Annotated in this window: 21 protein-coding genes; 5 read left to right on the forward strand and 16 right to left on the reverse strand. The window is 68.3% G+C overall.

The features are described 5' to 3' along the window. Window positions 1-81: 81 nt before the first annotated feature. Window positions 82-897 (forward strand): ParA family protein, encoded by an 816-nt coding sequence (locus tag IEW87_RS12290; RefSeq protein ID WP_188712474.1) that lies wholly within the window; start codon window positions 82-84, stop codon window positions 895-897. A 7-nt stretch (window positions 898-904) separates the two neighbouring features. On the opposite strand, the gene IEW87_RS12295 is transcribed toward IEW87_RS12290, so the two are convergent. Both IEW87_RS12295 and IEW87_RS12300 read right to left on the reverse strand, forming a co-directional pair. Beyond that, window positions 905-1,690 carry an ABC transporter permease gene (locus IEW87_RS12295; protein ID WP_188712475.1) on the reverse strand — a complete coding sequence of 262 codons (786 nt, stop codon included), beginning with the start codon at window positions 1,688-1,690 and terminating at the stop codon, window positions 905-907. After that, window positions 1,683-2,666 carry an ABC transporter ATP-binding protein gene (locus IEW87_RS12300; RefSeq protein ID WP_188712476.1) on the reverse strand — a complete coding sequence of 328 codons (984 nt, stop codon included), beginning with the start codon at window positions 2,664-2,666 and terminating at the stop codon, window positions 1,683-1,685. Before IEW87_RS12300 ends, IEW87_RS12295 begins: the two co-directional genes overlap by 8 nt. A 92-nt stretch (window positions 2,667-2,758) precedes the next feature. Between IEW87_RS12300 and IEW87_RS12305 the strand changes: the two genes are divergently transcribed. Then, window positions 2,759-3,388, forward strand: coding sequence for a TetR/AcrR family transcriptional regulator (locus tag IEW87_RS12305; protein ID WP_188712477.1), 630 nt, complete (start codon window positions 2,759-2,761; stop codon window positions 3,386-3,388). A 6-nt stretch (window positions 3,389-3,394) separates the two neighbouring features. On the opposite strand, the gene IEW87_RS12310 is transcribed toward IEW87_RS12305, so the two are convergent. The 3 genes from IEW87_RS12310 to IEW87_RS12320 form a co-directional block, all read right to left on the reverse strand. Next, window positions 3,395-3,937, reverse strand: coding sequence for a MerR family transcriptional regulator (locus IEW87_RS12310; RefSeq protein ID WP_188712478.1), 543 nt, complete (start codon window positions 3,935-3,937; stop codon window positions 3,395-3,397). A gap of 113 nt (window positions 3,938-4,050) precedes the next feature. Beyond that, window positions 4,051-4,749 (reverse strand): transcriptional regulator FtsR, encoded by a 699-nt coding sequence (gene ftsR / locus IEW87_RS12315; protein WP_188712479.1) that lies wholly within the window; start codon window positions 4,747-4,749, stop codon window positions 4,051-4,053. Beyond that, window positions 4,749-5,222 (reverse strand): FHA domain-containing protein, encoded by a 474-nt coding sequence (locus tag IEW87_RS12320; protein WP_188712794.1) that lies wholly within the window; start codon window positions 5,220-5,222, stop codon window positions 4,749-4,751. Before IEW87_RS12320 ends, ftsR begins: the two co-directional genes overlap by 1 nt. A gap of 142 nt (window positions 5,223-5,364) precedes the next feature. Here IEW87_RS12320 and IEW87_RS12325 point away from each other — a divergent pair, with 142 nt between their 5' ends. Together IEW87_RS12325 and lpdA are read left to right on the forward strand one after the other, a co-directional pair. After that, entirely contained in the window at window positions 5,365-6,120 is a 756-nt protein-coding gene (locus IEW87_RS12325; protein ID WP_188712480.1) for a copper resistance CopC family protein, read from the forward strand. Between the two features lie 42 nt (window positions 6,121-6,162). After that, on the forward strand, window positions 6,163-7,560 hold the full coding sequence (gene lpdA / locus IEW87_RS12330; protein WP_188712481.1) for a dihydrolipoyl dehydrogenase: 1,398 nt from the start codon (window positions 6,163-6,165) through the stop codon (window positions 7,558-7,560). Between the two features lie 64 nt (window positions 7,561-7,624). Here the strand turns inward: lpdA and IEW87_RS12335 are convergent, their stop codons facing one another. The 6 genes from IEW87_RS12335 to ftsE all read right to left on the reverse strand — a co-directional run bounded on the left by IEW87_RS12335 (window position 7,625) and on the right by ftsE (window position 12,419). Continuing rightward, complete coding sequence (locus IEW87_RS12335; RefSeq protein ID WP_188712482.1) at window positions 7,625-8,224, reverse strand: CYTH domain-containing protein; 600 nt, start codon at window positions 8,222-8,224, stop codon at window positions 7,625-7,627. A gap of 37 nt (window positions 8,225-8,261) precedes the next feature. Further along, window positions 8,262-9,350, reverse strand: coding sequence for a YihY/virulence factor BrkB family protein (locus IEW87_RS12340; protein ID WP_188712483.1), 1,089 nt, complete (start codon window positions 9,348-9,350; stop codon window positions 8,262-8,264). Between the two features lie 10 nt (window positions 9,351-9,360). Continuing rightward, entirely contained in the window at window positions 9,361-9,825 is a 465-nt protein-coding gene (locus tag IEW87_RS12345; protein ID WP_188712484.1) for a prepilin peptidase, read from the reverse strand. Window positions 9,826-9,897: 72 nt separating this feature from the next. Continuing rightward, window positions 9,898-10,374: an SsrA-binding protein SmpB gene (gene smpB, locus IEW87_RS12350; RefSeq protein ID WP_188712485.1), complete on the reverse strand. Its 477-nt coding sequence runs from the start codon at window positions 10,372-10,374 to the stop codon at window positions 9,898-9,900. A gap of 54 nt (window positions 10,375-10,428) precedes the next feature. Beyond that, window positions 10,429-11,340, reverse strand: a complete 912-nt coding sequence (gene ftsX, locus IEW87_RS12355) for a permease-like cell division protein FtsX (RefSeq protein ID WP_188712486.1) — start codon at window positions 11,338-11,340, stop codon at window positions 10,429-10,431. Further along, the gene (gene ftsE, locus IEW87_RS12360; protein ID WP_188712487.1) at window positions 11,337-12,419 is read right to left on the reverse strand and encodes a cell division ATP-binding protein FtsE; all 1,083 of its coding nucleotides are present in this window, start codon (window positions 12,417-12,419) and stop codon (window positions 11,337-11,339) included. The genes ftsX and ftsE overlap by 4 nt, the downstream gene beginning before the upstream one ends. Window positions 12,420-12,513: 94 nt before the next feature. On the opposite strand from ftsE, the gene IEW87_RS12365 reads away from it, so the two are divergent. Continuing rightward, window positions 12,514-13,101, forward strand: a complete 588-nt coding sequence (locus IEW87_RS12365) for a TetR/AcrR family transcriptional regulator (protein WP_188712488.1) — start codon at window positions 12,514-12,516, stop codon at window positions 13,099-13,101. A gap of 12 nt (window positions 13,102-13,113) precedes the next feature. Here the strand turns inward: IEW87_RS12365 and pepN are convergent, their stop codons facing one another. From pepN to IEW87_RS12390, 5 genes are all read right to left on the reverse strand, one after another. Further along, window positions 13,114-15,606 carry an aminopeptidase N gene (gene pepN, locus IEW87_RS12370; RefSeq protein ID WP_188712489.1) on the reverse strand — a complete coding sequence of 831 codons (2,493 nt, stop codon included), beginning with the start codon at window positions 15,604-15,606 and terminating at the stop codon, window positions 13,114-13,116. Window positions 15,607-15,647: 41 nt separating this feature from the next. After that, window positions 15,648-16,154, reverse strand: coding sequence for a flavin reductase family protein (locus IEW87_RS12375; RefSeq protein ID WP_188712490.1), 507 nt, complete (start codon window positions 16,152-16,154; stop codon window positions 15,648-15,650). Between the two features lie 97 nt (window positions 16,155-16,251). Continuing rightward, window positions 16,252-17,157, reverse strand: coding sequence for an ABC transporter substrate-binding protein (locus IEW87_RS12380; RefSeq protein ID WP_188712491.1), 906 nt, complete (start codon window positions 17,155-17,157; stop codon window positions 16,252-16,254). Between the two features lie 14 nt (window positions 17,158-17,171). Further along, a complete protein-coding gene (locus tag IEW87_RS12385) occupies window positions 17,172-17,906 on the reverse strand; it encodes an ABC transporter permease (protein WP_188712492.1) in 735 nt (244 codons plus the stop codon). Beyond that, window positions 17,903-18,571, reverse strand: a complete 669-nt coding sequence (locus IEW87_RS12390; RefSeq protein ID WP_188712493.1) for an ABC transporter permease — start codon at window positions 18,569-18,571, stop codon at window positions 17,903-17,905. Before IEW87_RS12390 ends, IEW87_RS12385 begins: the two co-directional genes overlap by 4 nt. Window position 18,572 lies beyond the last annotated feature (1 nt).

The raw sequence follows: 18,572 nt of genomic DNA on the forward strand, positions 1-18,572 counted from the left end.
TGCCTCCCTTGGGGCAGATTTTCCACCGACAGATCGGCCGGGTGGGCCAGCTCACAGCTTAGATAACGGTAGCGTAGGCGTGTGCACGTACTCAGCGTCAGTTCCCTCAAGGGCGGCGTCGGCAAGACGACGGTGACCCTGGGCCTCGCCTCTGCCGCTTTCGCGCGAGGCATCCGCACCCTCGTCGTCGACCTCGATCCGCAGTCCGATGTGTCGACAGGGCTCGATGTGCAGACGGCCGGACGGCTGAACGTCGCGGACGTCTTGGAGAATCCGAAGGAGAAGACGGTTCGCCAGGCGATCGCGTCGAGCGGCTGGACGAAGGTCCACCCCGGCAAGATCGACATCATGCTCGGCAGCCCGTCGGCGATCAACTACGACGGACCGCACCCCTCCGTGCGCGACGTGTGGAAGATGGAGGAGGCGCTCGCGATCATCGAGGACGAGTACGACCTCGTGCTCATCGACTGTGCGCCCTCGCTGAATGCCCTCACCCGAACGGCCTGGGCGGCAAGCGACCGCGTCAGCGTCGTGACCGAGCCCGGCCTGTTCTCGGTGGCCGCCGCCGACCGCGCGCTCCGCGCGATCGAGGAGATCCGTCGCGGGCTCTCCTCACGCCTGCAGCCGCTCGGCATCATCGTGAACCGCGTGCGCCCGCAGTCCGTCGAGCACCAGTTCCGCATCAAGGAACTGCGCGACATGTTCGGGCCGCTCGTACTCGAGCCGCAGCTGCCCGAGCGGACCTCGCTGCAGCAGGCGCAGGGCGCGGCGAAGCCGTTGCACGTCTGGCCCGGCGAGTCGGCACAGGAGCTCGCCGCCGACTTCGACCAGCTGCTCGACCGGATCGTCGAGGCCGGGCACATCCCGGTTCCGGACGAGGGACCCCAGGCGCACTGAACGCGTCTCACCGCCGCCGCATGAGCGCGCGCACGGTGATCAGGAGGCCGACGGCCGTCCATAGCGTGAGCGTGACGAGATCCCACCCGCTGAAGGCGTAGTCGTCGGACGCGATTCCCGCGCGCATGAGGTCGCCCGCCGCTTGGATCGGGAGCACATCGTGCAGCGACTGGAACCAGGCAGGCAGCTGACGTGCGGGGAACGTGATCGGCGAGAACAGCATCACGAAGAAGACCAGGACCTGGGTGACGAGCTGTGCCAGCGTCGGCGGGAGGCTCACCGCGATCGCGTATCCCACAGCCGTCGCCATGGTCGTGACGAGCAACGAGGCCACGACGAGCAGGATCACGTCGAACGCGAACGTCAGGTCGTACCGCAGCCACGCGACGAACAGCCCGACGGCGACGCCAGGCAGCGCGATGAGCGCCCAGACCGCGAGGTCGACGATGAGCAGCACGGGCCGCGCGACCGGCAGCGCCCGCTGATAGTCGAGTGCGCCGCTCATTCGCGCGCGGGACACGCCCTGGGGAACGATCACCAGGCCGATGACGAGCAACAGGACGGTGGGCACGCCGGACGAGAGAAACAGTGCGGTCTCCGAGGTGATGTCCGGAATCAGGAAACCGAAGCCGATGACGAGCCCTGCCGCGAGCACCGCTTGGATCACGACGATGAGCGGCAGCATCGCGCCGATGGACGCCAGTGACCATCGCATCATCGCGACGATGCTTGTCCAGATCGTCACGCGCGCGGGCGCGATCGATGTCGTCGGGGCCAGAGCCGACTCAGACATGAGCGGCCTCCCCTGCCACCCGAGCGGCATCGCCGTCGGTATGCGAGGTGAGCGCCAGATACGCGTCTTCGAGCGTCGCCGGAGCGAGCGAGAACCCCTCAATACGATCGGCGTCGCGTTGCGCGGTCGCCCATCTCACGGCGGTCGCCGCGTCGTGGGCCGCGACCGTCAGGAGCGTTCTCCGTCCGGTGCGCACGCGGCGCCGCACGGGCAGGCGCTCGTCGCCTTCCGACGGATCCGCCCCCGCGATCGGCAGTTGCAGCTCGAGTCGCAGATCGCTGTCCTGCGTCCCGCGCAGGCGCGCTGGGGATCCGGAAGCGAGAAGACGCCCGCGATCGAGGATCGCGAGCTCATCGACGATCCGCTCCGCCTCGGCGACGTTGTGGGTGACGAGCAGCACGCCGCATCCGATGTCACCGCGGCGCCTCACGGCATCCCAGAGCAGCCGACGCCGGGAGGCATCGATGTCGTTCGTCGGCTCGTCCAGAATGAGAAGCGGCGTCGGGGCCGCGACGGCCATGGCGAACCCCGTCAACCGCCGGATCCCGCCGGAGAGTCCGCCACCTTCGGGCAACGCGCGACGATCGAGCCAAGGCCCGATGTCGAGCTCGTCGGCGAGCTCGGACGCAGCGGCGCGCGCGTCGCGCGCCGACAGTCCACGGAGGCGTGCGGCGATCTCGATGGCCACTCGGGGCGTGAGGCCGTCGATCGGCGCCTGCGCCTGCGGCTGGAGCGCCACGTGTCGGCGCGCGGCGGACGGGTTCCGTACCGCGTCGGCACCACCCACGCGGATCTCCCCCGCTCCCGGCTTCAACAGTCCGACGACCTGGGAAACGAGAGTGGTCTTCCCGGCGCCGTTGTGCCCGAGCAATCCCACCACCTCCCCTCGGCCGACGCGGAGTGAGACGTCGTCGTTGGCGACAACGCGCCCGTATCGGCGTGTGAGGCCCGTGATGCGAAGGACGTCGCTGCTCATACCTCTCCTTTCGAATACCATCAGTATGTGAATACCGACAGTATTCGAATACCCTGGGTACGTCAACCGAGCGGCGCACATATGATCGAGGGGTGGCTCAGCTTCCCCACCCCCTCTCCCGTCGCGACCGCCAGCAGCAGACGCGCGAAGCGCTGGTCTTCGCGGCGCGGCGCGTGTTCTCCGAGGACGGCTACCACGCGGCGAGCCTCGAGCGGATCGCGCGCGAAGCGGGTTTCACAAAGGGCGCGATCTATTCGAACTTCGACGGCAAGCCGGCGCTGTTCCTCGCGGTCATGGATCAGAATCTGCAGCTCGCGGACGGCGATATCCGCGACCCGTTCGATGAGACGAAGGCACCGACATCGACCGGCCGTGACCTCGCCGAGCGCGAGGGGTACTCCGCGGCGGCGACGCAGGGGTTCGCCCTCGCCACACTCGAGTTCATCAGCGCCGCGGCCCGCGACGACACGCTCGCGCCGCAGCTGCATCGGCGCCTCGCGGATGTCCTCGACCGCTACACCGAGATCGCAAAGCGCGTGGGCCCCGACGATGAAACGCTTCCGGCCGCGGACGTCGGGAAGCTCCTGGCCGCGCTGGACCAGGGTCTGGGCCTGATCCTGCTCTCGGGAGACGTTCCGCTCGACACCACGCTCTTCAACGCGGGGATGCGGCGGCTCATCGACCCCGCGCGGACCTCCGCGGACCGGGCGTCCGGCGCCTGAGACGCGTCAGGCGGACTTCTTGGCGCGGCGAGCAGCGAGCTCGTCGACAGGATCCGGCTCGGCCGGGTCGAACTCGACGAGCGTCGTCTCGACCTCACGCAGCACCTTGCCGACGGCGATGCCGAAGACGCCCTGCCCGCGGCTGACGAGGTCAATCACCTCGTCGTTCGACGTGCACAGGTACACCGACGCGCCGTCACTCATCAGGGTCGTGCTCGCGAGATCACGGATCCCCGATGCGCGGAGCTGCTCGACGGCCACACGGATCTGCTGAAGCGAGATCCCCGTGTCGAGGAGTCGCTTGACGAGCTTGAGCACGAGGATGTCGCGGAAGCCGTACAGGCGCTGCGTCCCGGATCCCTGCGCGTTGCGGATCGTCGGCACGACGAGGTCAGTGCGCGCCCAGTAGTCAAGCTGACGGTAGGTGATGCCGGCCGCCTTCGCGGCGACCGCACCGCGATAGCCCGCATCCGGATCCAGCTGCGGCAGACCGTCTGTGAAGAGAAGGTCGACGGCGAAGCCACTGTCGTGGGGATGTCCCGCGCTCATCTTCGTCCTCTCGGTCCAATGGGTTGCCCCTACAGTACGGGTGCGACCCCGCGCCTTCAACGACATTCGCCTTCCGGGTGGCGGCGTGTCGATCAAGACGTTATGAATCGTGATCAGTCGGGCAGCATTTTCGTCAGTGCCTGTTGCACGAAGATGCCGCGCACCTCTTCGAGACGGTCCGCGAGACGCGGTGCGATCTCGTGCGCACGCGCCCGCGATCGCGCGTCACCGCGCCGCAGCACGTGCGTCAGCGACGTCTCGATGAGCGTGACCTCGCGTTCCGCACCCTGCTTGAGGGATCGGATGTGACGCGGGTCGATGCCGTGGCGCTCGAGCGCAACGAGTGCGCGCAGCAGCGCCACGTGCTGACTGTCGTACGTCTCCGCGGGCGCGATGAGCCCGAGGCTGAAAGCGTCGTTCAACAGCTGAGCGGGGGCCTCGGCCGCGGCGAGCAGGTCAGCGCGCGAATAGGCACGACCCGTCGGGTGAATCGACTGCGGGGCCTGCGGCAGCTCGGGCTCGCGGCCGGCATCGACGTCATCGAGATACTCGCGAATGACGCTCAGCGGCAGGTAGTGGTCGCGCTGCAGGGTCAGCGCAAGGCGCAGTCGCCCGACGTCGGTCGACGCGAACTTGCGGTAGCCCGACGCCGTGCGCTCGGGGGTGACGATTCCCTGCACTTCGAGGAACCGCAGCTTGCTCGAGGTCAGCGCGGGAAACTCCGCCGACAGCTTCGACAGCACCTGCCCGATCGAGAGCAGTGAGGCCGACTTCTGTGCAGCGGACCCGCGTCGTGCGGCCGCCGCGGCCATCAGGACCCCGCCGCCGGGAGATCGCGAGGCGAACTGAAGAAGTTCAGTCGGAACTTTCCGACGCGCACCTCGTCACCGTTGTGCAGCTGCGCCCTGTCGACACGCTCGCCATCGACGTAGGTGCCATTGAGCGAGCGCTGGTCGACGAGATCGAAGGAGGCGCGCGAGCGCGTGATCTCGGCGTGGCGGCGCGACACGGTCACGTCGTCGAGGAAGATGTCGGCGTTCGGGTGACGCCCCACCGTCGTCGCGTCGCGGTCGAGCAGGTAGCGCGCGCCCGCAGCGGGACCGGAGCGCACCAGGAGGAGCGCAGCACCCGAAGGGAGGGCGGCGATCGCGTCCAGCTCGGCCTGCGACAGGTCGCCGCGGAACGGAATGAAGGAGAGATCTGAGTCGTGGCCGAACGTCTGCGTATGGTCGCCGGAGCCGTCGTGTCCGCCCACGTTATGAATGTGCCTCGTCGCCGGTGACATCGGCTCGTGCTGCTGATCTGACACGCGGGCTCCTTCCGTTGCCAGAAGCCTATCGGATCCGACCGCGCACACGCCGGGGAGATTTCTCGACCGAACCGATATTCTCGGCGACCGTTCCGGTCCGCCTCCTATGGTGACGGACATGATGAGTTCCCCCGTTCCCGCCCGGCGCGGCTCTTCGCGCCTGCGTGCCCTGGTCGCGCTCGGCGCAGCCGTGCTCCTGACGTCGTTCCTCACGCCGACCGCGGCGTTCGGCCACTCCTCTGTCGTCGGCTCGTCCCCGGAGGGCGCGACAGGAGAGCCCGGAATCGTCGAGGTTCTTCCCGAGAACGTGTCCGTCACATTCTCTGACGACCTGACCGAGCCGCTGCCGGCGGACCAGCAGCAGGGCGCAGAGTCGAACACCCAGATCCGCGTGTTCGACGAGACGTGCGCCGCGGTCGCCGATCTCGGCGCCGATGAGCTCGCCGGACTCGCCGAGGGTGCGGTCGACTGCCGCAACTACGCCACGGGCGACGCGGTCGTCGAGGGCCCCACGCTCTCGCAGGGCCTCGACGTGGCCGGCGCGCCGGCCGGCACCTTCACGGTCGTCTGGCAGGCGGTCTACGGGGACGGACATCCGGGCAGCGGGGCGTTCACCTTCGTCGCCGAGAGCGCCGCGTCCGCGGAAGAGACACCAGCGCCCGCCGAACCCACCGCGGAGGACTCCCCCGCACCGACGGCTAACGCGAACGACACACCGTCGACCGAGACGACGACAGGCGCCGACGCCGCAGCGGATGCCGATGATCAGGGCACGCCCGCCGCGCCAATCATCGTGGCGATCGTCGGCGGCGCGATCGTCCTCGCACTGATCGCATTCATCGTCGTCATGATCGCTCGGTCGCGGCGGTCGTGACGGCCGCGACACTGGCACCCGCGAAGCGATTAGGCTGAGAACATGGCTCACCACGACGTCGTCATCCTCGGCGCTGGCCCCGGCGGTTACGTCGCGGCCGTACGCGCCTCCCAGCTCGGCCTGAACGCCGCGATCATCGAGGAGAAGTACTGGGGAGGTGTGTGCCTCAACGTGGGGTGCATCCCCTCGAAATCGCTCCTCAAGAACGCGGAGCTCGCGCATACGTTCACCCACAAGGCTGACTTCTTCGGCATCTCCGGCGATGTGTCCTTCGACTTCGGCGCGGCGCACGATCGCAGCCGCAAGGTCGCGCAGACGCACGTCAAGGGGATCCACTTCCTCATGAAGAAGAACAAGGTCACCGAATACGAAGGTCGCGGCACCTTCGTCGACGCGAAGACGATCGACGTCGCACTCTCGGACGGATCGACCGAGCAGGTGACCGCCGACAACGTCATCATCGCGACGGGGTCGACCGTGCGCTCGCTGCCCGGCATCTCCCTCACCGACAACATCGTGTCGTACGAGGAGCAGATCCTCTCACGCGAGCTGCCGAACTCGATCGTCATCGTCGGCGCCGGCGCGATCGGCATGGAGTTCGCGTACATCCTGTCGAACTACGGCGTGAAGGTCACGATCATCGAGTTCCTCGATCGCGCCCTGCCGAACGAGGATCCGGACGTGTCGAAGGAGATCGCGAAGCAGTACAAGAAGTACGGCATCGACATCCTCACCTCGACGTCCGTCACGGGCGCCGAGGACAACGGATCCAGCGTGCACGTCACCTACAAGAAGAACGACGGCACCGAGGGCGAGATCGACGTGGACAAGGTGCTCATGTCGGTCGGGTTCGCCCCGCGCACCGAGGGCTACGGCCTCGAGAACACCGGTGTGAAGCTCACCGAACGCGGTGCCATCGACATCGACGATCACATGCGCACGAACGTCGACGGCGTCTACGCGATCGGCGACGTGACCGCGAAGCTGCAGCTCGCGCACGTGGCGGAGGCCCAGGCCGTCGTCGCGGCCGAGACCATGGGCGGTGCCGAGACGCAGACGCTCGGTGACTACCGCATGATGCCGCGCGCGACGTTCTGCTCGCCGCAGGTCGCGAGCTTCGGTCTCACCGAGGAGCAGGCCAAGGAGGCCGGTCACGACATCAAGGTCGTGAAGTTCCCGTTCAGCGCCAACGGCAAGGCGAACGGTCTCGGCGACGCCGTCGGTTTCGTCAAGCTCATCGCCGACACGGAGCACCTCGAGCTGCTCGGCGGTCACATGATCGGACCCGACGTGTCGGAGCTGCTGCCCGAGCTCACGCTCGCGCAGAAGTGGGACCTCACCGCGGTCGAGGCCGCGCGCAACGTCCACACGCACCCGACGCTCTCCGAGGCGCTGCAGGAGGGCTTCCACGGCCTTGCCGGCCACATGATCAACATGTGATCCACTCGCCTCGAAACGACAGGGCCCGGACCTTTCGGTCCGGGCCCTGTCGTTTCCGTGGACGCTACTGACCGAGCGCGCGAGCGAGCTTCGAGGCCGACGACGCGGGACGCGCCCCGCTGGCGAGCGCAACGCGTTCGACCTCGGCGAAGAAGCCCTCGATGTCGTCGGGCACGGCCGGGCCGAGCTCGATCTCCCATTCGCACCATTCTCGGTCGATTCCCTCGCGCAGGTCGCTCGCCCGCACGCGATCATCGACGAACTCAGCGACCGTACGTCCGTCCGCGTCGAGCAGTTCGTACACCGTGCGGTCGTTGACGATGCGCGCGAGCGGTTCGAGCGGATCCGTCGTCCACTCCGCGATCTCTTCGCGCAGGCCGTCTGGCACGTCTTCGGCGAGGGGCCAGACGAGCTCGACGCGGCCGCCGTGAATGAGCGGGCCCTTGATGTGCCACCCTTCGTCCGGCCCGCCCGTGCGGCGCCGCACGGCAACTCCCGCGTGCGCAAGCGCCAGATCGGCGGTGTCGAGATAGGCCGCATCGAGATGCCGGTCCTCCCCCGCCGAGACGCGCGCGACGGCACTGAGCTGCGTCCAGTCGGGCACGGGGGTCCCCTCGTGCACGTCGAACTTCTTCTCGATCTCCACGGAGCGTTCGGGACTCATACCCTGAGGGTACGCCCCCACCCGGGCATGAGTGCGGTCAACGGCCGGCGGCTCGCTCGTTCTGCGCGCGCTTGTCCCGGCGACGCGCGACCTTCTCACGTTCGCGACGCTCGTCCTCGCGTGCGGCGCGCAGCGCATCGCTGGCGACGCGAATGTCACGCTCAGCGGTGCGCACCATGCGCTGTTTGAAGGTCTCGGCCCCGAACCTCTCGCCGACGCGATCGTTCTCTTCCTCGACAGAGACGACGATGTACGCACAGGCGATGAGCACCACCTGTGCCGAGAAGTTGAACCACAGCAGCAGAGCGATGAGTGACGCGAAAGAACCGAGCAGCGGGTTGTTGTCGGCGCCGCCGATGAACAGGCCCGACGCCTGCTGCAGGATCACGAGCCCGGCGGCTCCGATGAGCGCGCCCGGGATCATCGTGCGCACGCGGGCCTTCACCCCGGACTGCAGCCAGAACAGCCACGCGATGACGACGGCGTCGAGTGTGAACGTCACCAGCACGGTGCCAGCGCGCGTGAGCAGTTCCGCGCCACCACCGCTCGTCATCCCCGCCCACGCGAGGATCGGGTCGATGAACGCCGACCCGAGGAACGACACCACGGCCGAGGCGACGAGAAGCACACCGACGGAGAGGGCGAAGAGCAGGTCAAAGGCGCGCATGATCAGCGCGTTGGAATTCTCGTGACGCGTCCCCGCGACCATGCGGATCGAGATACGGAAGTTGCCGACGGCGCTCACCAGCGCCCACATGAGGGCGACGACAGCGATGATTCCGGCGACGAGGTTCTCGGATCCGAGCGTCGTGGCCTGGCTCACATCGATGAGGCCGGTCCGGCCGTCTCCCGTGCCGCCGCCGTCATCGGTCTTCAGAAGACCGGGCACGACGCCGTTCACCGTCTCGATGAGGGCGTCCCACAGGTCGTCGCGCGTCGACAGCCAGATCGCCGCAGCGGAGAACCCGAGAAGCACGGCGGCGAACACGGCGAACAGCATGCGGAACGTAATCGCCGCGGCGAGGAGGCCGCCGCGGTGGTCGCTGAAGAGGAAGAATGCACGCACGATCCGCAGTCGCAACACGCGCTTCATCGCCTGGTCAACGAAAGCCATCACCTTCCCCATGCTCGCCAGATTACGTGACGGCGAGGCCGAGGACCGCTCCGAGGATGATGCACGGGCCGAACGCGATGTGCGTCGAGCGCGTGCCGCGGCCGGTGACGATCACTCCGACGGCCCACAGCCCGCCCACCACGAACGCGAGTACGGCACCCACGACGAGGGCGAGCCCGCCGTCCCACCCCAGGATCAGCCCGGTCGGGAGGGCGAGTTTGACGTCGCCAGCGCCGAGAGACCCTCGGCTCGCGACGCGGAGCACGAGGTAGAACCCACCGAGCAGCAGCGCTCCCAGCGCCCCGCTCACGAGCGGCGCGACGGATCCGGTGACGGCAGCCGCGAGCGCGCACAGCACGGCGATCGCTACCGCCGTCGGCGCCACGATCCGGTTCGGTAACCGGTGCTCGCTGATGTCGATGTGCGTCAGCCATGCACCCACGGCGACGAACCCCAGCTGGGCAGTCACGAGCAGCGCATCGGTCACGCCGCCAGATTAGGGACCCGCGGCGGGGTCGACTTCATGCCTGTGGAGAACGTGGGGCGAGGGCGTGGCTCTCTAGTCGCCGAGCCGGTTGCGCGTGCGCATGGCGCGCTCGGCCTCGCGCTTGTCCTGGCGTTCGCGCAGGGTCTGGCGCTTGTCGTACTGCGTCTTGCCCTTGGCGATCGCGATCTCGACCTTCGCGCGGCCGTCGGAGAAGTACAGCCGGAGGGGCACGAGCGTATAGCCGCCAGCCGCCGCCTTCTGACCGATCTTGACGATCTCGTCCTTGTGCAGCAACAGCTTGCGCTGACGCTTCGCGGCGTGGTTCGTCCAGGTGCCTTGTGAATACTGCGGGATGTTCACCTGGTCGAGCCAGGCCTCGCCCTTGTCGACGAAGGCGTATCCGTCGGTGAGGTTGGCGTGTCCGGCCCGAAGCGACTTCACCTCGGTTCCGGTGAGCACGATGCCCGCCTCGTACGTCTTCTCGATCGCGTACTCGTGGCGCGCGCGGCGGTTCACCGCCACCACCTTCTCGCCCTTCTCACGTGCCATGCACTCACCTCCCAGTTCGACTCGGCAACAGCCGTTCAGTCTATCGGGTTGGATCTAGGCGCGCAGCCACCGGCGGATCGCCACGCCCGCAGAGATCGCCGCGAGCACGACACCGAGCCCCACGATGATCGGCACGACGTACCACGCGTCGGCCAACGTGATCCACGGAATCGCACCGGCTTCGCGTGACAGATAGTCCTCGACGCCGAAGCGCACGCCGACGAGAACGGTCGCACTCGCGAGCGCCGCGCCGACGAAGGCGGCAATGACCCCCTCGAGGACGAACGGGGTCTGGATCGTGCCATTCGATGCTCCGACGAGCCTCATGATCCCCACCTCGCGTCGCCGTGCGAACGCCGAGAGACGAATCGTCGTGGCGATGAGCAGGACCGCCGAGATGAGCATGAGCGCCGCGATTCCGACCGCGATATAGGTCGCGATCGTGAGCGTCGAGAACAGCGGATCCAGGTATTCGAGCTGGTCCGCGATCTCCTCGACGCCCTGCACGCCGCTGAACGCCTCGCGGATCACGTTCGTCTGCTCGGGGTTCAGGAGCTTCACGTGGAAGATCGCGCTCGTCTGCTCCACCGTGAGCAGGCCCGCGAGCTCCTCGTCGAATGTTTCGACGAGCGCCTCGTGCGCGTCCTCCTGCGATTCGAAGTCGTGCTGCTCGATGAACGGCGCGAGGGTGGATCCGCCGAGCCGCTCCTCGACCTGCGCGATCTGCTCCTCGGTCGCGGTGCCGTCAACGCACGTGTCGCCGTCCGAGATGGACGAACACATGTAGATGTCGACCTGCGCGCGGTCCTCGAAGTATTCGTTCGTCTTCTGGATCTGTGCCTGCATGAGTACGGCGGCGCCCACGAACGTCAGCGAGACGAACGTGACGAGGATCACCGACACCACCATCGAGGCGTTCCGCCGGAGCCCCTGGAGCGCCTCCGAGAGGATGAGCGAGAGGTTCACGAGGTCGGTCCCACTTCGTCGTCGTCACGGTTCGGCAGCCCGAGCCGGTCGGCCATGCCGAGCTCATCGGGATGCACGTCGACCGCCGGGAACGCGGAGCGCGAGGGCGCCTCGTCTTCGGGCGCGACGTCCTCCTCGGCGGATTCGGTCTCAGCTTCGGGGATGTCGGCGGATTCGTGTGCGCGTTCGTCCTCGACGGCCTCGGCAGCGACGTCGTCGGGGCCGGCTCGTTCGGCCGTCTTCTCGGCGCTCGGCTCGGGCCGGATGTCGTCACCGCCACTGTCGGGTTCTGCCGCGGGCCCGGCGACTTCACGCTGTACGTCGAGGGCCGCGGTGAGCGCGGCGATCGCAGCTGCCCCACGTTCTGGCTCCGCGCGCAGCGTGCTGACCGCCGAGGTGTCGCCGTAGGACCCGCGCATCTCGTCGCGAACGAGGACGCCGCCCCGCAGTTCGAGCACTCGGCGCTGCATCTTGTCGACGAAGCCCGCCTCGTGCGTGGCCATGACGACCGTGGTGCCGCCGGCGTGGATCGCTTCCAGCACCCGCATGACCTCGACCGAGGTCGTCGGGTCGAGGTTTCCCGTCGGCTCGTCGGCGAGCAGAAGTTGAGGACGGTTGACGATCGCGCGCGCGATCGCGATCCGCTGTTGCTCGCCACCGGACAGTTCGTGCGGCATGCGCTTGCCCATGCCCTCCAGTCCCACGCGCTCGAGCGCCTCAGGAACGGCGGACTTGATGAAGGCGCGCGAACGGCCGATCACCTTCAGCGCGAACGAGATGTTCTGCGTGACGGTCTTCGACGGCAGCAGCCGGAAGTCTTGGAACACGGCGCCGATGCTGCGACGGAAGAACGGAGTGCGGCGGTCGCTGAGCGAACGTGTGTCGCGCCCGAGGACGAGCACTCGCCCATCGGACGGGGTGTCCTCGCGCAGAATGAGGCGCAGGCACGACGATTTGCCGGACCCCGAGGCGCCCACGAGGAACACGAACTCGCCGCGCTCGATCTCGAAATCGACGGCGTCGAGCGCGGGGCGCTTGGTACCGCGATAGCGCTTGGTGACGTTTTCGAACCGGATCATGTCGTCACGAGGCTACGTGCCGGTTGCCCGCCCGGGCGGAATCGACATACCCATCAACCTGACAGTTCACGATGTTATGCGGCAGAATCGAGCTATGGCCCGATCCTCCGACTCGACCGACGTCGACCCGCGGGCACTGCGCAGCCGCCGACTGCTACACGATGCGATGAGGGATCTGCTCGCCCGGACCCCGCTCGCTGACATCGGCGTGGCCGAACTGTGTCGCGCGGCGGGTGTGCACCGTACGACGTTCTACGGACACTACGACAGCGTCGGCGACCTCGCCGCCGACGTGTACGCATCGATCATCGACGAGGCGAGTTCGGTTGTGCCCGCTCACGATGCGCCGTTGCCAGAGATCTCGAACGACTACCTGCGCGCGACGGTGGCCGTGCTCGACGCCGTCGCCGCCGAGCGCGATGCGATCCGCGCCCTGCTCGACTCGTCCGTCTCGCTCAACTTCCGCCAGCGCATGCGCACGCACTTCCTGAAGCGCGCCACCGACGCGATCGACGTGATCCGCGCACGCGGCGTCGACCTCCCCCGCGACGCGGCCGTCGGCGCGGCCGTGATCGCGGGGGGCACGGTCAGTGCGATCGAGCTATGGGCGCAGATCGACAGCGACGACGCCGAGACGTTCGCCGAACGGATCCGCGCGAACATGCCTGCGTGGTGGCCGTAAGCCGTCCCCCGGTCAGCTGTTCGCCGCGCGCACCGCGAGACCGCGCGCGAGGTGATCGCGCTGTTCGACCACGAGGCGGCGCAGCGCGCCGGGTGCAGCGACGTTGTCGTCCAGCCATGCATCGACGAGGTCGAGCGTCTCGGTCTCGGGGAACATGCCGCGCACGAGGCGCCGCGCGGTCTCGATCGACCGCGTCTGCCACGTCTCGCGAATGCGAACGAAGTACTCTTCGTCGAACTGTGAGATGAGATCGCGCCGTCCGCCTGCGCCGAAGCCGGCGATCGTCGCCCCGAGGTGGTCGTTCGAGAGCGTCTCGTCGGTCCACGCCGCGTTCCATGCCGCGGCACGCACGTCGACGGTCGGCCGCGCCGCGAGCGCTTCCGTGGCCTCGGTGCGCCCGGACATGGTGTCGTCGCGCGCGAGCTCGGCGCGGATGTCGGTCTCGTCGGCGGCACCGGTCGCGGCGAGCGCCTGGACCCAGACCCACCGCAGATCGGCATCGAGGGGCAACCCATCGGGCCCGGGCTGGTCGCCGGCAAGGATCGCGCGCAACTCGCCGGCGCGACCGTCATGGAATGCGGCGGCGCGGCCGAGCGCGCGTGCCCACGACAGCTGTGCGTCGCTGCCGGGGGCGGCCGATGCGAGACCCTGCCAGACGGTGTCGAGCCACGCGGGGCGGGCGCCGTCTCGCAGCTCGGCCGGCAGGTAGTGCTCGACGGTGAAGGCGGCGTTCGCCAGCGTGCCAGCGAGGATCGACACGTTTCGTTCGGCGGGAGCGTGCCGGCGCACGATCTCGAGGTAGCGCAGCGCCCCGAGCTGACCGTCGCGTACGGCGTTCCAGAGCGCCGACCACACCAGGCCACGCGTGAGCGCCTCGTCGATCGTGGCAAGCCCGCGTTCGACGGCGGTGAGCGAGCGGTCGTCGAGGCGCACCTTGGCGTAGGTCAGATCGCCGTCGTTGATGAGCGCGAGGTCCGCATCGGCGGGGAGCTCGATGCTGGTCGACGCATCCGCGATGTCGAGGTCGATCTGGCCGGTCCGGACGAGCGAACCATTCTGCTCGGCGAACAGTCCGACACGCAGTCGATGCGGACGCGGATCCGACTGGACGATCGCGGTGCGGTCCTCGTTGAACCGGAGGGTCGACATTCCCGACGTCTCGAGCCATGCCCGGGACCATGCGCGCAGGTCGCGACCGGAAGCCGCCTCGAGCGCCACGAGGAGATCATCGAGCGTCGTGTTGCCGTAGGCGTGGTCGCGGAAGTACGCCCGAGATCCCGCGAAGAACGCCTCTTCCCCCACGAACGCCACGAGCTGCTTGAGCACCGAGGCTCCCTTGGCATACGTGATGCCGTCGAAGTTCAGCTTCGCCGCTTCGAGGTCGGGGATGTCGGCCACGATCGGGTGCGTCGACGGCAGCTGATCCTGCTCGTACGCCCAGGCCTTACGGCGATTCGCGAACGTCGCCCACGCATCGCTGAATCGGGTGGCCGCGACCGAGGCGTGGGACCCCATGTAATCGGCGAACGACTCCTTGAGCCAGAGGTCATCCCACCACGTCATCGTCACGAGGTCGCCGAACCACATGTGCGCCATCTCGTGGAGGATCGTGTTCGCCCGCACCTCATGCTGCGCGTCGGTCGAAGCTCCGCGGAAGACGAGCTGCTCGGTGAACGTGACGAGCCCGGGATTCTCCATCGCACCGAGGTTGTATTCGGGAACGAAAATCTGGTCGTACTTGCCCCACGGGTAGTCGACGCCGAACGCGTCGGTGAAGAAGTCGAGCCCCTGGCGCGTGATCTCGAAGATCTCACGATGGTCGAGGTGCTCGGCGAGTGAAGCGCGGCACAGGGCGCGCATCTCGACGCGCTGGTTGCCACGCGTCCAGACGTCGTGCACCCGGTGGTAGGGGCCTGCGGCGACCGCAGTGATGTACGAGGACATCGGCAGCGTCTCGGCGAACTCGACCGTCTGCGCGGATCCGCCACCCGTGGTCACCACGGCGCGCTGGTTGCTCAGGATCTCCCACCCCGTCGGGGACGTGACGACGAATGTGTACGCGGCCTTCATGTCGGGCTGCTCGAAGCAGGCCATGACTCGCCGCGAGTCGGCGGGCTCATACTGCGTGTAGAGGTAGGTCTCGCCGTCCACCGGGTCGACGAAGCGGTGCATCCCCTCGCCCGAGCGGCTGTACGCGCCCACCGCTTCGATGCGCACCTCGTTGTCGTCGGCCAGACCCGTGACAACGATGCGCGCCCCATCCCAGATGACCGGGTGGTCGACGCCGTTGACGACGACGCGGTCGACCGACTGCCCGATGAAGTCGATCCAGGTCTGCTCCGCTGTGGCACCGAAGCGCAACGTGGTGTTGGTGATGAACCCGGTTTCGTCGGGGTCCGGCGCCGCGGAGACGTCGAGCTCGACGCGGATGCTGCGCAGGGAGAGGGCGGCGGATCGCGCCGCGGTCTCCTCGCGCGTGAGGTTGGCAGCGAGGTTAGTGCTCATCGCTCCATCGTATGGCGCGCGCGTGTGCGCGCGGCCGTGTCTCAGAGCGGGGCGTTTGCGGGGTCGGCCGTGAAGAAGACGCGATCGGCGTAGAGCAGTGGAGGCGCCGTCTCGCCCGTCTCGATCGCGACGACCTCGGCGACGACAAGCACGGATCCACCCACCGGCACCGTCTCGACGATATTCGCCACGAAGCGCGCCCGCGTACCCGCAAGCCGCGGGGCGCCATCGGGGTGGCTGCTCCACCCCTGCCCGTCGGTGAACCGGTCGCCGCCCGTGACGGCGAACTGACTCGCCACATCCGCGTGATGACCCGCGAGGAAATGCACCTGAATCGTGCCGGCCCCGAGCAGGGCGCCCGCGGTGCCGGTCGCCCGGGTCACCGAGAACGACACCGCGGGTGGATCCACGGCAACCGAGGCGAGACTCGATGCCGTCAATCCGACGGGGCCGTCGGGCGTGATCGCCGTGATGAGGGTCACCGCGGCGGGGTGGTCGCGGAACACGACCTTGAGGCCGTCACCGAGGTCAGAGTCGTCGAACTGCATGTCTTCGACGCTAACGTCTCCTCGAGAGCACGGCCTCCGCGGGTGTCACAGGATGTCACAGCACCGGGCGCATCCCGCGACCCGCGGAGGCGCGGCGTCAGCCGCCGAGTCCGTTCGAGGTGAGCCATTCCTCGGCGATGTCGGGCGACGATTTCTCGTCGACGCTGCTGGCGACGTTGAGCGCGACCAGCGCGTCCGGCGTGAGCGCGGCGCTGACCTCGTTGATCGTCGACGCGATCTCGTCGGCGATCGCCGTGCTCGCGATCGGGACGACGTTCGAGGCGAGGATCAGCGATTCCGGGTCCTCGAGCACGACGAGGTCTTCCGTCTGGATCCGGGGATCCGCCGTGAACACGTTGGCGACGTCGATCGTGCCCGCGAGCAGGTCCTCGACCGTGGTGTCACCGGTTGCCGAGAAGTCGACCTCGATGCCATAGACGCTCTCCAGCCCCGACGGCCCATACGGGCGCTCCGCCAGCTCGGGCGGACCGCCGAGGGTGAGTGACCCAGAGACGTCCGCGAGATCGGCGATCGAGGCGAGGTCGTGCTCGTCGGCGAACGCACGTGTCACGGTGTAGGAATCCTGGTCCGTGGCCTCGGCCTGGTCGAGCGCGGTCAGACCGTCCGGCAGCGCCTCTTCCAGCGCCGCGTACACGTCATCGGCCGATCGCGCGGTGGTCTCGGAATCGAGGTACTGCAGCAGGTTGCCGGTGTATTCGGGGAACAGGGTGATCGCCCCGCTCTCGACCTCCGGCATGTAGGCCTCGCGCTCGCCGATGGTGAACTGCCGATCGACCTCGTGCCCGGCGTTCTCGAGTGCCTGCGCGTAGATCTCGGCGATGATCTCGTTCGAGTAGTAGGCCTGTGAGCCGACGACGATGGATCCGGCCGCCTCGTCGCCGCCCGTCTCGGGGTCGGCGAGGGGGTCGTCCGCCGCGCAGGCGGTGAGGAGGCTCGCGGCCGCGAGCGCCGCGGCGACGGGCAGGATGCGTTTCACGTTCATGGGATCCCTTTCGGTCAGGCTGACGTGTGTTGTCTGGCGGACGCGGCCGGCCGGCGGCGCGCGCGACGGACGGTGCCGCGCCCGGCGCGCACCCCGCGCGGGGTCGCGAAGCGCTGGGTGATCGCGAGGACGCCGTCGATGGCGAGCGCGAGCAGGGCGACGAGGATCGCGGCCCCGAGCACCATGTCGTAGCGGCGCAGCGCGAGCCCGGTGATGATCGGCATGCCGAGCCCGCCGAGATTGACGTACGCGGCGATCGTCACGGTCGCGACGACCTGGAGCGTGGCGGACCGGAGGCCGCCGATCAGCAGCGGAAGACTGAGGGGAAGCTCGACGCGGAAAAAGATCTGCCATTCCGACATCCCGACCGCGCGCGCGGCTCCGACCGTCTGACGGTCGATCGCCTCAAGTCCCGCGTACGCGCCCGCGAGCAGCGACGGCACGGCGAGGATCACGAACGTCACGATCGCCGCTTCCGGCTTGTGCAGCACACCGAACAGCAGCACGAGCAGCAAGAGCAGCCCGAACGACGGAACGGCGCGTGCCGCACCGGTCAGTCCGACGGCGATCTCACGGCCGCGACCGGTGTGTCCGATCAGCCATCCGGCGGGCGCCGCGATGATCGCGGCGGCGATGACGCCGACCGCCGTGAGCCACAGATGCTCGAAAAAGAGAATGGGCAGGGCGCCGTCGCCGCTCCACTGCTCGGAGGCGAAGATCCAGGCGATCGCGTCGGTGAGGAGCGTCATGATGCCGCTCCGATCCGCTCGGATCCGAGACGGGCGCGGCGCTCCCACGGCAGCAGCACGCGGCGGGCGATGACGAGGAGTGCATCGACGAGGAGGGCCACGAGCGCGACGGCGATGAGTCCGGCCAGGATCTCGGCGATGATCCGGCGCTGCAGTCCGTTCGTGAAGAGGTACCCGAGATTCGTCACGCCCACGAGGATCCCCACCGTGGCGAGCGAGATCGTGCTCACCGCGGCCACGCGCACACCGGCGAGGACGACCGGACCGGCGAGCGGCAGGTCGACCGTCCAGAAGCGCCGCCCTCCCCCGTATCCGATGGCCGTGGCGGCCTGGCGGACCGCCGGGTCGACCGAGTCGAGCCCCTCGGTGACGGCGCGCACCATGATCGCGATCGCGTAGAGGATGAGGGCGAGGATGAGGTTCGTCTCGCTCGTCGCGGGGAATCCAGCGACGAGGGGCAGGATCAGCAGCAGTGCGAGGGACGGAATCGTGTACAGCAGGCCCGACGCGGTGAGCAGGATCGCGCGCGCTCGGCGATAACGCCAGGCTGCCCAGCCGAGCGGCAGCGAGAGCAAGAACGCCCCCACGATCGCGATGACGCTCTGCCGGAGGTGATCCACCGCGAGCGAGCCGATCAGCGGCAGGTTGTCGAGAGCCCAGCCCATC

Source organism: Microbacterium faecale (assembly GCF_014640975.1).
GTDB classification, from domain to species: Bacteria; Actinomycetota; Actinomycetes; order Actinomycetales; family Microbacteriaceae; genus Microbacterium; species Microbacterium faecale.

Bases quoted from the DNA above. Each gene is read 5' to 3' on its own strand.
- IEW87_RS12310 (WP_188712478.1), bottom strand. From the start codon at position 3,937: ATGAGCGCGGGACATCCCCACGACAGTGGCTTCGCCGTCGACCTTCTC.
- IEW87_RS12380 (WP_188712491.1), bottom strand. From the start codon at position 17,157: ATGAACGTGAAACGCATCCTGCCCGTCGCCGCGGCGCTCGCGGCCGCG.
- IEW87_RS12375 (WP_188712490.1), bottom strand. From the start codon at position 16,154: ATGCAGTTCGACGACTCTGACCTCGGTGACGGCCTCAAGGTCGTGTTC.
- IEW87_RS12390 (WP_188712493.1), bottom strand. From the start codon at position 18,571: ATGGGCTGGGCTCTCGACAACCTGCCGCTGATCGGCTCGCTCGCGGTG.
- IEW87_RS12300 (WP_188712476.1), bottom strand. From the start codon at position 2,666: ATGAGCAGCGACGTCCTTCGCATCACGGGCCTCACACGCCGATACGGG.
- IEW87_RS12385 (WP_188712492.1), bottom strand. From the start codon at position 17,906: ATGACGCTCCTCACCGACGCGATCGCCTGGATCTTCGCCTCCGAGCAG.
- ftsR (WP_188712479.1), bottom strand. From the start codon at position 4,749: ATGGCCGCGGCGGCCGCACGACGCGGGTCCGCTGCACAGAAGTCGGCC.
- IEW87_RS12295 (WP_188712475.1), bottom strand. From the start codon at position 1,690: ATGTCTGAGTCGGCTCTGGCCCCGACGACATCGATCGCGCCCGCGCGC.
- pepN (WP_188712489.1), bottom strand. From the start codon at position 15,606: ATGAGCACTAACCTCGCTGCCAACCTCACGCGCGAGGAGACCGCGGCG.
- ftsE (WP_188712487.1), bottom strand. From the start codon at position 12,419: ATGATCCGGTTCGAAAACGTCACCAAGCGCTATCGCGGTACCAAGCGC.
- IEW87_RS12365 (WP_188712488.1), top strand. From the start codon at position 12,514: ATGGCCCGATCCTCCGACTCGACCGACGTCGACCCGCGGGCACTGCGC.
- IEW87_RS12320 (WP_188712794.1), bottom strand. From the start codon at position 5,222: ATGTCACCGGCGACGAGGCACATTCATAACGTGGGCGGACACGACGGC.
- lpdA (WP_188712481.1), top strand. From the start codon at position 6,163: ATGGCTCACCACGACGTCGTCATCCTCGGCGCTGGCCCCGGCGGTTAC.
- IEW87_RS12340 (WP_188712483.1), bottom strand. From the start codon at position 9,350: ATGGGGAAGGTGATGGCTTTCGTTGACCAGGCGATGAAGCGCGTGTTG.
- IEW87_RS12325 (WP_188712480.1), top strand. From the start codon at position 5,365: ATGATGAGTTCCCCCGTTCCCGCCCGGCGCGGCTCTTCGCGCCTGCGT.
- smpB (WP_188712485.1), bottom strand. From the start codon at position 10,374: ATGGCACGTGAGAAGGGCGAGAAGGTGGTGGCGGTGAACCGCCGCGCG.
- IEW87_RS12335 (WP_188712482.1), bottom strand. From the start codon at position 8,224: ATGAGTCCCGAACGCTCCGTGGAGATCGAGAAGAAGTTCGACGTGCAC.